The sequence below is a fragment of the Agathobaculum hominis genome (assembly GCF_014288055.1).
GTDB classification, from domain to species: domain Bacteria; phylum Bacillota; class Clostridia; order Oscillospirales; family Butyricicoccaceae; genus Agathobaculum; species Agathobaculum hominis.
This window is the reverse complement of record NZ_JACOPK010000001.1, coordinates 230,550-243,644: the sequence shown is the minus strand read 5'-3', so window position 1 is coordinate 243,644 and position 13,095 is coordinate 230,550. Positions and strand designations below refer to the sequence as shown.

General features: G+C 54.1%; 15 protein-coding genes. 7 read left to right on the top strand and 8 right to left on the bottom strand.

Annotated elements, in window-relative coordinates; translation table 11 throughout:
* Positions 1-305 precede the first annotated feature (305 nt).
* The 3 genes from istA to H8S02_RS01180 are packed head-to-tail and all read left to right on the top strand — an operon-like array spanning position 306 to position 2,638.
* Entirely contained in the window at positions 306-1,541 is a 1,236-nt protein-coding gene (gene istA / locus H8S02_RS01185; protein ID WP_407926390.1) for an IS21 family transposase, read from the top strand.
* A gap of 3 nt (positions 1,542-1,544) precedes the next feature.
* Complete coding sequence (locus H8S02_RS12430; protein ID WP_243166348.1) at positions 1,545-1,862, top strand: hypothetical protein; 318 nt, start codon at positions 1,545-1,547, stop codon at positions 1,860-1,862.
* Positions 1,859-2,638 carry an ATP-binding protein gene (locus H8S02_RS01180; RefSeq protein ID WP_186968860.1) on the top strand — a complete coding sequence of 260 codons (780 nt, stop codon included), beginning with the start codon at positions 1,859-1,861 and terminating at the stop codon, positions 2,636-2,638. The genes H8S02_RS12430 and H8S02_RS01180 overlap by 4 nt, the downstream gene beginning before the upstream one ends.
* 261 nt (positions 2,639-2,899) lie before the next feature.
* Here the strand turns inward: H8S02_RS01180 and H8S02_RS01175 are convergent, their stop codons facing one another.
* Positions 2,900-3,397 carry a CAP domain-containing protein gene (locus tag H8S02_RS01175; RefSeq protein WP_186968859.1) on the bottom strand — a complete coding sequence of 166 codons (498 nt, stop codon included), beginning with the start codon at positions 3,395-3,397 and terminating at the stop codon, positions 2,900-2,902.
* Between the two features lie 256 nt (positions 3,398-3,653).
* Here H8S02_RS01175 and H8S02_RS01170 point away from each other — a divergent pair, with 256 nt between their 5' ends.
* The gene (locus tag H8S02_RS01170) at positions 3,654-4,844 is read left to right on the top strand and encodes an exonuclease domain-containing protein (RefSeq protein ID WP_186968858.1); all 1,191 of its coding nucleotides are present in this window, start codon (positions 3,654-3,656) and stop codon (positions 4,842-4,844) included.
* A 605-nt stretch (positions 4,845-5,449) separates the two neighbouring features.
* Here H8S02_RS01170 and H8S02_RS01165 read toward each other — a convergent pair.
* Positions 5,450-6,217 (bottom strand): IclR family transcriptional regulator, encoded by a 768-nt coding sequence (locus H8S02_RS01165; protein ID WP_186968857.1) that lies wholly within the window; start codon positions 6,215-6,217, stop codon positions 5,450-5,452.
* Between the two features lie 223 nt (positions 6,218-6,440).
* Between H8S02_RS01165 and H8S02_RS01160 the strand changes: the two genes are divergently transcribed.
* On the top strand, positions 6,441-6,734 hold the full coding sequence (locus H8S02_RS01160; protein ID WP_186968856.1) for a hypothetical protein: 294 nt from the start codon (positions 6,441-6,443) through the stop codon (positions 6,732-6,734).
* A 99-nt stretch (positions 6,735-6,833) separates the two neighbouring features.
* Here H8S02_RS01160 and H8S02_RS01155 read toward each other — a convergent pair whose 3' ends face one another.
* The 5 genes from H8S02_RS01155 to H8S02_RS01135 form a co-directional block, all read right to left on the bottom strand.
* Positions 6,834-7,727 (bottom strand): dihydrodipicolinate synthase family protein, encoded by an 894-nt coding sequence (locus H8S02_RS01155; protein WP_186968855.1) that lies wholly within the window; start codon positions 7,725-7,727, stop codon positions 6,834-6,836.
* 218 nt (positions 7,728-7,945) lie between these two features.
* Entirely contained in the window at positions 7,946-9,109 is a 1,164-nt protein-coding gene (locus H8S02_RS01150) for a UxaA family hydrolase (RefSeq protein ID WP_186968854.1), read from the bottom strand.
* Positions 9,110-9,127: 18 nt separating this feature from the next.
* Positions 9,128-9,421 (bottom strand): UxaA family hydrolase, encoded by a 294-nt coding sequence (locus H8S02_RS01145; RefSeq protein ID WP_118686486.1) that lies wholly within the window; start codon positions 9,419-9,421, stop codon positions 9,128-9,130.
* A 55-nt stretch (positions 9,422-9,476) separates the two neighbouring features.
* A complete protein-coding gene (locus H8S02_RS01140; protein WP_186968853.1) occupies positions 9,477-10,457 on the bottom strand; it encodes a 2-keto-3-deoxygluconate permease in 981 nt (326 codons plus the stop codon).
* Positions 10,458-10,717: 260 nt separating this feature from the next.
* Complete coding sequence (locus H8S02_RS01135; RefSeq protein WP_186968852.1) at positions 10,718-11,176, bottom strand: hypothetical protein; 459 nt, start codon at positions 11,174-11,176, stop codon at positions 10,718-10,720.
* Positions 11,177-11,407: 231 nt separating this feature from the next.
* On the opposite strand from H8S02_RS01135, the gene H8S02_RS01130 reads away from it, so the two are divergent.
* Both H8S02_RS01130 and H8S02_RS01125 read left to right on the top strand, forming a co-directional pair.
* Positions 11,408-11,854 (top strand): transposase, encoded by a 447-nt coding sequence (locus H8S02_RS01130; protein WP_243166347.1) that lies wholly within the window; start codon positions 11,408-11,410, stop codon positions 11,852-11,854.
* A 129-nt stretch (positions 11,855-11,983) separates the two neighbouring features.
* Positions 11,984-12,481: a hypothetical protein gene (locus tag H8S02_RS01125; protein WP_207722037.1), complete on the top strand. Its 498-nt coding sequence runs from the start codon at positions 11,984-11,986 to the stop codon at positions 12,479-12,481.
* Between the two features lie 51 nt (positions 12,482-12,532).
* Here H8S02_RS01125 and H8S02_RS01120 read toward each other — a convergent pair whose 3' ends face one another.
* Positions 12,533-12,718 (bottom strand): hypothetical protein, encoded by a 186-nt coding sequence (locus H8S02_RS01120; protein WP_186968849.1) that lies wholly within the window; start codon positions 12,716-12,718, stop codon positions 12,533-12,535.
* Positions 12,719-13,095: the final 377 nt, after the last annotated feature.

Genomic DNA, 13,095 nt, shown 5'->3' with positions numbered 1-13,095 from the left:
AACCAGCGGTTTCCGGCACAAAAGATACGCAGTAACAGAAATGCGGTTCACTGATCAGAGTGAGCCGCATTTTTGCGTCTGTATCCATACCCGAAACATGCCGGGACAGACAAACAGCACAGCCTTTCTCCGTCCGCATGCATAAATCGGATCGACTTTGCCACTGACACGGACTTTTCCTGCCAGCTTGCCGGACTTTTTCCGCCACTGCGCCGGAGCAGCTTGCCACTTTGATGATTTTCCCTAATAATGAAAGAAGCGCGAGCTGAAAAGTCGTGACTACTTTCAAGGAGGTCCTTCAAAAAATGACGGACTATAGGAAAATTCTTATGCTTCGAAGTAGGAAATGCAGTCAACGCGAAATGGAACGCAATAAGGTTGCATCTCGCGAAACAAGCAAGGCGGTATTTGAAGCTGCAGACCGGCTAGGCATCTGCTGGCCTATCGATGATGATATTACGAATGCAGATCTGGAGCGGATGTTCTTTCCGGACAAATACAAAAATGTTTGTCTGTATGTTGAACCCGATTATCCGTACATCCACCGCGAACTGGCCAAGCCCGGCGTTACACTGACTCTTCTTTGGGAAGAATACTGCCGCAAATGTTATGAAAGCGGCCGCACGCCGTACATGAGTACACAGTTTGGCGATAAATACCGCAGATGGGCTCGCATTACCAAGGCAACCATGCGCATTCAGCATAAGCCGGGAGATGCAATCCAGGTTGACTGGGCCGGAGATACTGTCCCGGTATACGATTCGGTTACTGGAGAACAGGGCGCGGCTTATCTGTTCGTAGCGGTGCTCCCGTGCAGCTGTTATGTCTATGCAGAAGCCTGCGATAACATGAAAACCGAGAACTGGCTGAACTGCCATGTTCACGCTTTCAATTATTTCGGCGGCGTGGCCAGGCTGCTCATTCCGGATAACTGCAAGACCGCAACTATGTCTAACACTCGATATGAAACGGTGCTGAACCGCAGTTATCAGGAACTTGCGGACTATTACAACACAGCTATTGTTCCTGCACGAGTACGTCGTCCAAAGGACAAGAGTTCGGCAGAGGCTTCTGTCCGTTTCGCTGAAACCTGGATTATTGCCGCACTGCGAGATCGTAAATTTTTCTCCTTGAATGAAGTCAACGAAGCGGTTGCTGAAAAGCTCGAAGAATTGAATAGCCGCGAGTTCAAGCAGCGCCCCGGTACACGCCGCAGCGCCTATCTGGAGGAAGAACAGGCGTATATGCTGCCGCTGCCCGCCGTACCGTTTGAAGCCGCTGTCTGGTCTATGGCAAAGGTTCCGAACGACTACCTGATTTCTGATGGCAAAAACAAATACTCCGTGCCCTATAATCTGATTGGTGAAAAGGTTGATATACGCGTTACAAAAAACCTGGTGGAAGTTTATTATCATGGCAGCCGCGTTGCAAGTCACCGCCGTTTACAGACGCTGCAGCACGATCCTCTGGTAAAGCTGGAGCATATGCCGGAATCGCATCAGAAATATATGACCTGCAATGAAGATGACTTTAGTGTTTGAGCTATGTCTGCTGGGCCGATGGCGGAGCGTGTCGTGACATTCTTCCTCGAATCGGGCAAAGCTCCTGAGCAAGGCTATAAGGCCTGTGCCAGCCTCATGAAGCTGGGCGAACGCTACAGCAAAGAACGTCTGGAAATGGCATGCATGCGTATTCTCGCATACGGAACTACGCCCTCGATTCGGAATATCAACAGTATCCTGAAAAGCAGGCTGGATATCAAGCCTAAGGATTCTGCTGTTAAGGAATCTCTTCAAAACTCGAATCGCTATGGAATTACACGCGGCGCGGCCTACTTCAAGAAAGGCGGTGACCACGAATGAACCAGCAGACGGTGGATATGCTTACAGATATGAAATTGAGCGCCATGGCTGCGGAGTTTACAGCTCAGCTCCAGGAGCCTTCTTTTCGTGCACTCAGTTTTGAAGAACGCTTCAGTATGGCGGTAACGGCAGAATGGAACAGGCGGCAGACGAACAAGGTAGAACGTTTGATTAAAAAAGCGCATTTCAGTGCCCCCTCCGCAACGATGGAGGGCATTGAGTACTACGAGGACCGTAGGCTGGACAAGTCTCAGATGCTGAGGCTGTCTACCTGCAAGTATGTCGACGAAGGGCATCATGTAATTTTGGAAGGTGCCTCCGGTAATGGCAAAACTTATATCGCCTGCGCTCTTGGAAATGCAGCCTGCCGCCGGTTTAAGAAAGTCGCTTACATTCGTATGCCTGAATTATTAGACGAAATCACCATTGCACGCAGCAGCGGCGAACTGAAGAAGCTGCTGGCTGCCTACAAGAAAGTGGATTTGCTGATTCTGGATGAATGGCTGATTCGTCCGCTGAGCCCGCAGGAAGCATATGATCTGCTGGAAATCGTAGAAGCTCGCTGTAAACGTTCAATGCTCTTTTGCACTCAGTACCAGCCCGAAGGCTGGTATACCCGAATTGACCCGAATCCAGAGTCCGACAGCCCAGTCTCTGAAGCGATTATGGATCGTATTATCCATAATTCGTATGAGATTATGGTTGAGGGACGCATCTCGATGCGCGAACGTAAAGGATTAAAGGCTTCTGCGCAGAAAGGTAGCGGCGAAGACTGAAATTCGAGGATTGTTATTGCGTTTTGCATGTTGTGAAGAAACATTGCACGAATGTGGACCAGTATTAGAAAATTGACACCTGCTCAGCCAGTGCTTGCACTGGCTGAACTTTTAGTGGCAAGGTGCTCCGGTAAGGTGGCAGAAAATCTCCGGCACGGTGGCGGAAAAAGTCCGTGCAGATGGCAGAATCGCTGCGATTTATGCAGTCCGCACGCGGTCTCGCATTCAGCGCAGCAGGAAGGCTGTGCCTGTCTGCGCCCGTCAGTCCGCGAAAAGCTGCACCCAGTAAAGCGTGCCGTCGATATTGACGCTCGCAGAGCCGATGCGCGAGTAACTGCTGTTCAGAATGTTCGCGCGGTGGTCCGGCGAATTCATCCACGCATTCACGACCTCGGATGCGCTTTTCTGGCCGTAGGCGATGTTCTCCCCCGCCCGGAGATAGCTCACACCGCTCTCGCTGAGCGCCGAACTGAATGACGCACCCGACGGGCGTGTATGCGAAAAGCTGTGCGCGATCTCGCGTGCGCGCACCGCTGCCGCATCGCTGAGCGCACCGTCCTCGACGAGCGCGGCATAGCCGTTCTGACTGCGTGCGCTGTTCGTCAGACGAACGACCTCGCTCGCGGCGCTGCTGCTCTGGATGCCTGCGCTCACACTGCTGCTCCCCTGTACCGGCCGGTCCAGATGAACTGCGCCGGCGGCTCCTGTAAGCGCTGCGGCCGCCAGCGCGGCGAAAACAATTTTCTTTATCCTGCTCATGTTATTTCCTCCTGTAAAACGGCGGCTCTACGTCCGCTCTGCGGCAAGTATACCATGTTTTGCAACCGTTCCGCAATGGAAATACCGGCTATCCAAGCCAGTTTATGCCGTTTCCGAAAACGTTTCATTCGTTTTACAGCATTCTAAAAAACATTTGCAATTGCCTGTTCGATGCGTCATAATGATAGTGGGAAAATTTTTGCACCGAAATGCACACACATACACATCTTTTTCGGTTTTAAGGAGATGAAACATCATGCTGATCCCCCCTTCCCGTCCCTGGCATCGTGCAGAGAACGCGGAGGAATTGCTTGCGCTCTCAAAGAAGCTCGGGCTCACCCCGAAGAAAGCCGTCGAACCCAAGCCGCTTGTTTACCGTGATCTGCTGAACGGCACGAGCGAGCCGTGTCAGCTCGTCGGCTGCGAGGGCGAACGCTACGCCATCATTGATATCGGCGGCGTTCTGCACACCATCCATATCGACTGTCTTGCCGATATGCAGTCCGGCTCGCGCACCAGACGTACAGAGACCGAACCGGATTGCCCGGTCTACACGGTCATCGACATCGAAACGACCGGTCTCGACCGTCAGACCGCTGAGATCATTGAGTTCGGCGCGCTGCGCATTGAGAACGGAACGCCGTCAGCACAGTTTTCCATGCTCGTGCAGGCTTCTGCGCCCGTTCCTCCGGTCTGCGCCAGACTGACGGGCATCACGGACGATATGCTTGCCGGACAGCCTGAAATTCGCGAAGCGCTTTCGGCATTTGTCGCATTTATCGGAGATACGCCGCTCGTCGGTCAAAATCTGCTGGATTTTGATCTGCCGATCATCAACCGCATCTGTGAGGAGCAGAGCATTTCCCCGCTCCGGAACCGGTGCTGCGATACCCTGCTCACTGCACGGCGCTGCCTCACGCTGTCGAGCTACAGGCTCGAAGCACTGGCAGCGGCGCTCGGCGCGGAGCAGAGCACGGCGCACCGTGCGCTCGGCGACTGCGAAACGACATACCGCGTGTTCGAAAGGCTTGCTGAGGATTATCCTGCGGCAGTTCAATGGGCACGGCCGCCGCGCCCGCGCAAAACGGCTCCGTCTGCGCCGCGTCCGCGCGTTACCGCATCGCAGCTTGCGCATTTTCAGTCGCGCCCAAAGGCAAAGGACATCGTCCCGGCGACCGATCTGTTCGATCCAGCGCATCCGCTGTTCGACAAGACCTGCGTGCTGACGGGCGAGCTGCTGAAGCTGAGCGACCGCGAAGCCATGCAGCGCATCGCAGACTGCGGCGGTAAAAACGCCGATAATGTGACAAAAAAGACCGATCTTCTCATTGTCGGCGGCGGTTCGCCCAGGGAGAAGAAGAGTGGAAAGGTCCGCAAGGCCGAGGAATATATTGAGAAGGGCATTCCGATACAAATAATCAGTGAGGAAGAATTCCTTCAAATGTGAGGGCCGGGATCTCCCGGCAGAGACAAAAGGGGCAGGGACGCCAAGGCTTCCCTGCACAGGGGCATCAACCAAATACCGTTCATGAGCAGAGCATGAGGCCACCGGAAATCACCCGGTGGCCTCGCTTTGCATGATACAGGCTGACGCCCTTATTTGCCCTGATAGGCGCGATGTAAGCGATAAATAACTAAAATGCCGACAGCCACCAGAGAGTGGCTTCCGGCATTTTGTCAGGGTGCTTTCTTGCAGACATCGGGTAGGTTCTCGGACCAGAGCATCAGATTAAGGAAGGCTTTTCAGTCATTACACATCCAGATAATTTTCTTAGCGGCATAACATGACCAGGACAATCGTTTCCTTAACTGAATCAGTCGCCGTTACTCCATGTCGCTTGCGCGCTGATCCGTCGATGTTTGAAATGTCCGAACAAGCGGCTTTGTTGTAAAAAATGAAATCCGTGCTGAAATCTATCTGATAGGGTTGAGCAAAACGCGAGTTTTGCAAAGTCGAGTCACCAATATATAGGTTTTAAGCAAGCCGGATGGCACTATTTATTGTATAGTCTCATGAACAAATTGAAATTTTACTCATCCCTATATTTCGTTTTACAGCCGATAGCCAAGCAGCCGCGAGATGTTATGCGCCGTCTGCCGCGCCTCCCGGATCATGACCTCCTGATCCTCCCGCATTCGGTAATCTGGGCCGGAAATGCTCACAGCCGCCACCACCTTGCGGTTCATATCATAGACCGGCGCCGCCACGCAGATCAGCCCCGCTTCAATCTCACCGTCATCCATGGCATATCCGTTGAGCCGGGCCTGGACCAGCTGGGAACGCAGCTGGTCGGAATCGGTGATGGTGTTGCTGGTCAGCGGATAAGCCTTGCGGTTCATCCACTGGCAGTAATCGTCGATGTATGCCTCGTTCTGGCAGGAAAGCATCGCCTTGCCGCTGCTGGTGGCATAGGCCGGCGCCCGGCCGCCAATCTGTGTGTTGCAGACAATGGAGCGGTGGGTCTCCACTTTATCCAGATAAAAAATATCGTGCTCCAGCAACACGCTGAGATTAATGGTCTCATGCACAGTGTCGCTCAGGTGCTCCAGCTCCGGCCTGGCCACCCGCCGAAGGTCCGATTGACCCAGAATCGCACTGGCCAGCAGCATCAGCCGCGGTCCCACCCGATAGCTCTTGCGGACAGGGTCCTGCACCAAATACTGCCGCTCCGCCAACGTGGACACCTGGCGGAACACCGTGGTAGAGGGCAGATCCAGATGGTCCACCAGCTCCTTCAGCGTCCATTCGGTCTCTCTGTCCATGAAACACTCCAGGATCTGTAAGGCGCGGAGGATACTGGACACTTGCACTTTCGCCATATATTTCTCTTCCTTTCGCGCAAAATGCTCATTTTTTTAAGATGCTTGGCAAATAAACGGAAAAATCCTATGATAATAGTATACCACAAGAGAGGCTGCTTGTGAATCTTTTTCATCTTATATTCCGGAATTAAAGTCCGTACTATGGAACTTTTTGAGTCTCTCCCTTCTCCCTTGCCTATACAGCTCAGACAGCGGCTGAAAATAAGGACTCAGAAAGGAAATGAAACATGAGCAAAAAAGCGTTGTCATGGACGGAGATACCGCAGCAGCCTATATCTCTTACGCCTTTACCGAAGTGGCCAGCATTTTCCCCATTACGCCTTCTTCCACCATAGCGGAAAAGGTGGATGCGTGGGCGGCCAACGGCAAAAAAATTCTCCCTGGAGATACACTGGAAATCCATGTAGAGCTGCTCAGCGAGCGGGCGGAAAAGGCCATTGCCACCTGCAAATGCGCCGTCTACACCGCCGGCGATCTGGCGGCGGAAACAGGGGGCACCATCACCATGCGCTGAGGGCCTCTTTCTCTCCCGGATTCCCTGGGCTTTCCATATTCAAAAGCGGCCCGCTGTCTGAATACAGCGGGCCGCTTTTTTGCTTTTTGCAGGGGAAATTTACTCAACACCCTCCCGGCGCAGCAGCTCCAGGATCTTGGCGTCATCTTCCACTGTCGCGTTGGGCATGGGGAAAGTGCCGGTGCTGCTGGCGGCCACGCCGCGCAGCTTGCAGGCTTCTTTAATGACCGGCAGGAAGGGGCTGCGGACCGCATAGAGATCCATCAGGCGGTCAATGGTCTGCTGTCCCCTGGCGATCCCGTCCAGATCATTTTCCCGGAACGCCCGTACCCAGGCGGAGCAGACCTCAGGCACCACGTTGCTCAAAGCGCCGATGCAACCGTTGCCTCCAGCCAGCACGTTGTGGGCAAAGTTGTCATCAAAGCCGGAATAAATCTCAAAGGAGGGGATCTGTGACTTGACGACCTTGATCAGCTCCCGGGTGTGATCCATACCGGAAATAGTATCCTTCATGCCCACGATGTTGGAATGGATCTTGGCCAGCGCCAGCACCGTTTGAGGCGGGATGGTATAGCCGGTGTTGTCGGGGAAATTATAAATGTAGATATTGCCATGAATTTGAGCTGCCAGGCGGTCGTAGTATTGCAGCAACGCCTCAGTGCCGAAGTGAAAGTAATAGGGCGGCAGAATCATGACGGCATCGGCCCCGGCATCCAGGCAGAAATTAGAAAAATTTACAATCTCGTCCGCCACCATGTGGCTGGTGCCGATAATGAGCTTAACCCGGTGGTTCACCGTCTCAATGGCAAACTTGGCCATCTCCCGGCGCTGGTCCATGGGCATGGCAAAAAATTCGCTGGAGCTGCCCTCCACCAAAATGCCGTCAACACCGTTTTCAATCAGATTGTTGAACAGGTGCTCCTGGCTTTCAAAATCCAGGGTGCCGTCTTCGTGAAAGAGCGTGATTGCAGGCGTCAGATATGCTGCGTTCATGATAGAACTTCCTTTCTTGTCTGCCGGCAAAAATGTTCTGCCGTTTTTTGATTCCGTATAACGGAATCATATTCCAAATTAACTTTACACAAAACTATGCCATTAACATCACAAATATAGTATAGTCTTTTCCCTCCATTTGTCAAGGGGTTTTTCCGAAACACGCAAAAAAAACCGGGCCCGCACTGCGGGCCCGGTCAGAGGGGCATTGAAAAAACTTACACGAAGTTGCACACGCGGGCAATGGCCATCTCCGTATAGCCCAGGGACTCGGCCTTGGTCTGCTTGCCGCAGGCCACCTCCTGGGTCAGCTTCAGCAGCTCGTCACCCAGGCTTTCCAGAGTCTTGGTACCATAGATGATGGGAGAAGCGTCCACGTCAATGTTGTCCACCATGTTGGCATAGGTCAGCTTATTGCCGGTAATCTTGATGACGGGAGCCAAAGGATTGCCGGTGGGAGTACCGCGGCCGGTGGAGAACACCACGATCTGTGCGCCGCCAGCCACCATGCCGGCAACGGAAGAGGGGTCATTACCCGGGGTGTCCATGATGACCAGGCCCTGCTTGGCCTCCACCTGCTTGCCGTAGTCATAAACGGCATTGACGGGGCTGTGACCGCCCTTGTGGATGCAGCCCAGGGACTTCTCCTCCAGGCAGGTCAGGCCGCCAGCCTTGTTGCCAGGAGAGGGGTTGCCCTCGCGGACTTCCTCGCCTACCAGCTGCAACGCCTTTTCGTAGCGGTGCACGATCTCATAAATCCGGTCATGGACCTCGGGCGTGGCGGCTCGGCGGGCCAGGATGTGCTCGGCGCCGATGAACTCAGTGGTCTCGGACAGGATGGAGGTGCCGCCCTCCTTGACGATCAGATCGCTGAGCTGTCCGATCAGGGGGTTAGAGGCAAGGCCGCTGGTGGGGTCAGAGCCGCCGCACTCCGTGCCGATGATAAGCTCGGACATGGGGAATTCTTCCCTTTGCAGCAAGGACGCCTCTTCCACCATTTCCTTGGCGTAGCGGACGGCCATATCAATGGCCTTCAGGGTGCCGCCGGCCTCCTGGATGATGACCTGCTTCAAGGGCTTGTTGGTGCGTTCCCTAATGGCCTCCACCACCAGATCCATCTGGCAGTTTTCGCAGCCCAGGGACACAACCACCGTGCCGTAGACATTGGGGTTAGCGGCATAGCCGGCCATGACATCCATGGTGAACTGCTGGTCGGAAGCCACCTGAGAGCAACCCAGCTGGTTGTTGAAGGTCACGCTGCCCACCACCTGCTGAGAGATGATGCGAGTGGTATCGGAGGCGCAGACGCTGGCAGGCAGAATCAGAACCTTGTTGCGCACGCCAACGCGGCCGTCAGGACGCTTATAACCATAGAAATTCATATTGAAATCCTCCTTTTCTCAGCCTTTGGCATCCAGGTTTTCCCGGTGCTCTTCCAGATTGTGGCAGTGAACATGCTCGCCGGCCTTGATATCGCGGGCGGCCAAGCCGATATGCTCGCCGTACTTGACGATGGGCTGGCCCTTGGCAATGTCGCAGGCAGCCAGCTTGTGATAAATGGTGATATCCTCCAGAGCGGTCAGGCTCTTTTCCTGGCCGGCGCAGTTATAAGTAACGGTATCACCCTTGGCGATGGGCTCAATGGCAACGATCACGTTGTCCTTCGCCGCTTCAACGATCATAGCATTCAGCATTGTTATTGATCTCCTTTCGATCTTCCTTCTTTTCAGCAAGTGCCTTCTTTAAAAATCAGTCCTTGGCAAACAGAGCAGCCTGCGCCTCGTCCTTGGGGAACTTGGGACAACCATACTTCTTGGCCCACCAGGAAGTGATGATGGGAACCAGAATGGCGGTCAGGATGGCGGAAGCGGCCACCTGAGAGGTCGCAATGTCCGCCCAGGGAGCCCAGGTGGCGTCTGCGGCAGCAATGACAGCGGGAACAGCCACGGCGTTGCCTGCGGTAGTAGCAACGGCCCAGCCGGCATAGCCGGGACGGCGGCTGATAAATTTGTCGCACAGCATGATGAAGGCGCCGCCGATCAGGCAGGTGATAAGGCCCAGCAAAATGCCCTGGACACCGCCCTTGGCGATGTTGGTCAGGTTCATGCCGGAGCCCAAGCAGAAGCCCACGAAGGGAAGCAGGATGCTGCCGGCGGGAGCCAGGAAGTCAGAGAGGTCCTTGTCAATGTTGCCCAGGATCATACCCACCAGGATGGGGCCGATGGCGGCAACCAGAGCCATGAACGGGATGTCGGCAAGGCCGCCTGCGCCCATAGCGATCATGGTGAGCATGGGGCCGTCGTTGATGGCCAGCAGAGGCATGGCGGCCTGGTCAACCGTATCGCCGTAGCTGTTCATCAGGGCCAGGTACACAGAACCATTGGAGTTGGTGACAGCGGAGATGATGGCCAGCGCGCTCAGACCCAGCAGGCCCTCGGGACCGCAGAGCTTGCCCACGCCGATACCGATGGCGGCACCGATGATGAACTTGGCAATCAGCAGCACGCCGCCGCGCTTGACGACGCCGCCGATCTCGCGGAACCGCAGGGTCGTACCCAGGCAGAACAGCTGAATACCGATCGCCGCGTTGGCACCGGCGCTGGTGAAGATTGCGGTGGTAAAGGAACCGATGCCAGTGACCTGCGGGAAGAAAGTATTGATGAACGCGCCCAACAGCATAGGCACGACCATCATACCGGCGGGGATTTTTTTCAGGAACTTCATGATCATGGGCTTTTTCCTCCTCGTTTTTATTCTTTTTCTCCCATGTCTCCACCCGTTTTTTCAGATATTCCGCATGGCGGAATATTGTTCCAAAACGAGGGCGAAGTAAATTCCCCTCTAGGGGGAACTGTACTTCTCATACAATCGCATTATATCTTTTTTCGATTCACTTGTCAAGAAATTGTCAGGCCACCGCCTTGTTTTCAGCAATTGTGCACGAACTACGTCTCCAAAATCTGTCGAAAAAGTCAATAAAGAGTCTCTTGTCAGAGGCCCTTTTCCACCGGATGCGCTTTCAGATATTCCCGCCACTCCACGCATTCCGCGGTATGGAGATGGATGCCGTCGGAGATCAGTTCTTTTCGCAGGCAATCGTTCTTCACGGTCACGGCCTCCGCCACATTCAAATACAAGCACTCCTTTTCAGCCGCCGGTTCCTCCAAAAGTGCGTTATATACTGCAATAAGGATTCCTCCCGGGGACAAGCAGGCTCCCGGGTCGGCGGATGGGACTTCTCCGGCCCCGTGTCCACCGGAAGCAGCGGCTCCAGCACCTACGCCGTCACCGGCGCTTCCCGCACCGGGACCTGCGGCGTTTCCAGCGGCACCGCCGAAACCGGCGGATTGCCGGACAGCAGAACGCAAAACGCCCCCATCAGCATCACCGCACCCCCAAAAATGACGCCGGCCGCGGCCGCCGCGCGTTTCCTCACCCATCTTTTTCATGGCAACACATCTCCCACTGTGTCTTTTACTTATTAGACGGGATTCGACCGGAAAAGTCGATACAATATGGCGCTGTTGAAAAAGTCTCGCAACAGCCCTCGCGGAATGCTATAATGAGGAAAACAACCTGAGGTGATGGGATGCAGCTGGCGATGCACATGGTAACGATCGAGGACTTAATGCCGCAGGAGCACCTCCTCCGAAAGCTGGAGACGGCGCTGGATTTGTCGTTTGTGTACGAGGAAACAGCCCCGCTTTACAGCAAAATACGGCTGTCCGGCCATCGACCCGGTGGTCATCGTGAAGTACCTGCTGGTGGGGTTCCTGTACGGCATCCCGTCGGAGAGGCAGATCGAGCGGCGTATCCAGACCGACATCGCCCTGCGCTGGTACCTGGGCCTCGACCTCTTCGACCGGGTGCCGGATCACAGCACCATCTCGCAGCTGCGCCGCCGGAAACCGTCCTTCCGCAGGGTATTTCGGCAATTATTTGAAGAAGTCGTGCGCCAGTGCATTGAAAAGGGCCTTGTCAGCGGGCGTGTGGTCGGCACGGACTCGACCCATGTGAGGGCCAACGCCTCCCGCGCGTCGGAGGAACTCGCTGAGATTACCGAAGTGCCCGGCGGTCTACTGGGAACGGCTGGACGCTTACAAGGAGAAAGAGCTGGAGGAGTTTGAGCGGCGAATCGGAAAACGTCGGAAAAAGTGGACAAGGCAGATCAAACGGGACAACCGCCGCTCCCACGCCCTTTGTGCAACGGGCCCTGATTGCTAGGGCCTCTACGGTTACAGTTCAGATTGGGGAAAATGAGGGCATTACGCAGACCTATACAATATAGTGCAAAGCACACCCTAGAAATACTTGAAAAGCAGCTCGAACGGATTGATACCAGTTCAGCGCTTGGAATGTGGGAATTTGCCTCCTATGTCATTTCTAGTAGTCCTGTAGTTGCCAACAATGTTGCGCACATGTATCTGGCTTTAACGCAAGGAGAAGGCTCATTCATATCAAGCGCTGCAGTACATCTTTGGGCCGGTGAAGAAGAAAAGGATCAAGCCGCCACCATTCTCGAAAGGATTCGGAAAATCACACATCCGGTCTTTGGCCCCAGGGATAGTTCTGATATCACTCTCTATGCCAAGTGGACAGTGCAGGGCGGTATCTCCTATACCGTGGAGCATTATCAGCAGAATGTAGCGGACAATGAATACACCCTTGCGGACAAAGAATCCAAGACCGGCGCTACGGGTCAGCCTAGTCTTAACCTGTTCAATCCAAGTGTATGGGGGCAGTCAACGGCATAGCCGATAGCTGCCGAAACTAACAAAAAATAAGTCGAGGAAAATTCCCTCGACTTATTTTTCGTGCCCTGTACCGTCCGATCTGCCCCATAGGTCACATTGTGTACCTATGAACATGAACCGTTCCGTTGCAGTGTTTTCCGTGATGATGGTGTTCGAGAAGTTTGTCTCCATCAGACCGCGCTTTGTGTCGTTCAACAGGCAAATACCGCCGCCTTTTGCAGCGCTGTTGGTACTCATAACAGTATTGGTCACCGCAAGGTGATTTGCTGTGAGATCACTGCTATACAAACGCGTTCTTAATCTGTACCTTGGCCGCATCATTCAGATTTGCCAACAGGATTCCGCCGCCAACCGATTGGTCTTCCCAACCATCGGCAGAGTTGTTTTTGATCTTTACCGGATTTTCTTCGGTGCCATTGATAACCAACCCCGGTGTGGTAGTAGTCTGCCTAATTGTTATGAAAGAATTTATCACTTTTCAAGTCTGTTTTTGGGCGAAATGGCCTAGATTTGCGGTATGTTACCATCGGCAGACAGACTTTACAAGAGCCTGTCTGCCGATTTTTTCGCTTTGGGTGTCAATAAGACACCCAAGGTTGGACAGCGAGGGTGTC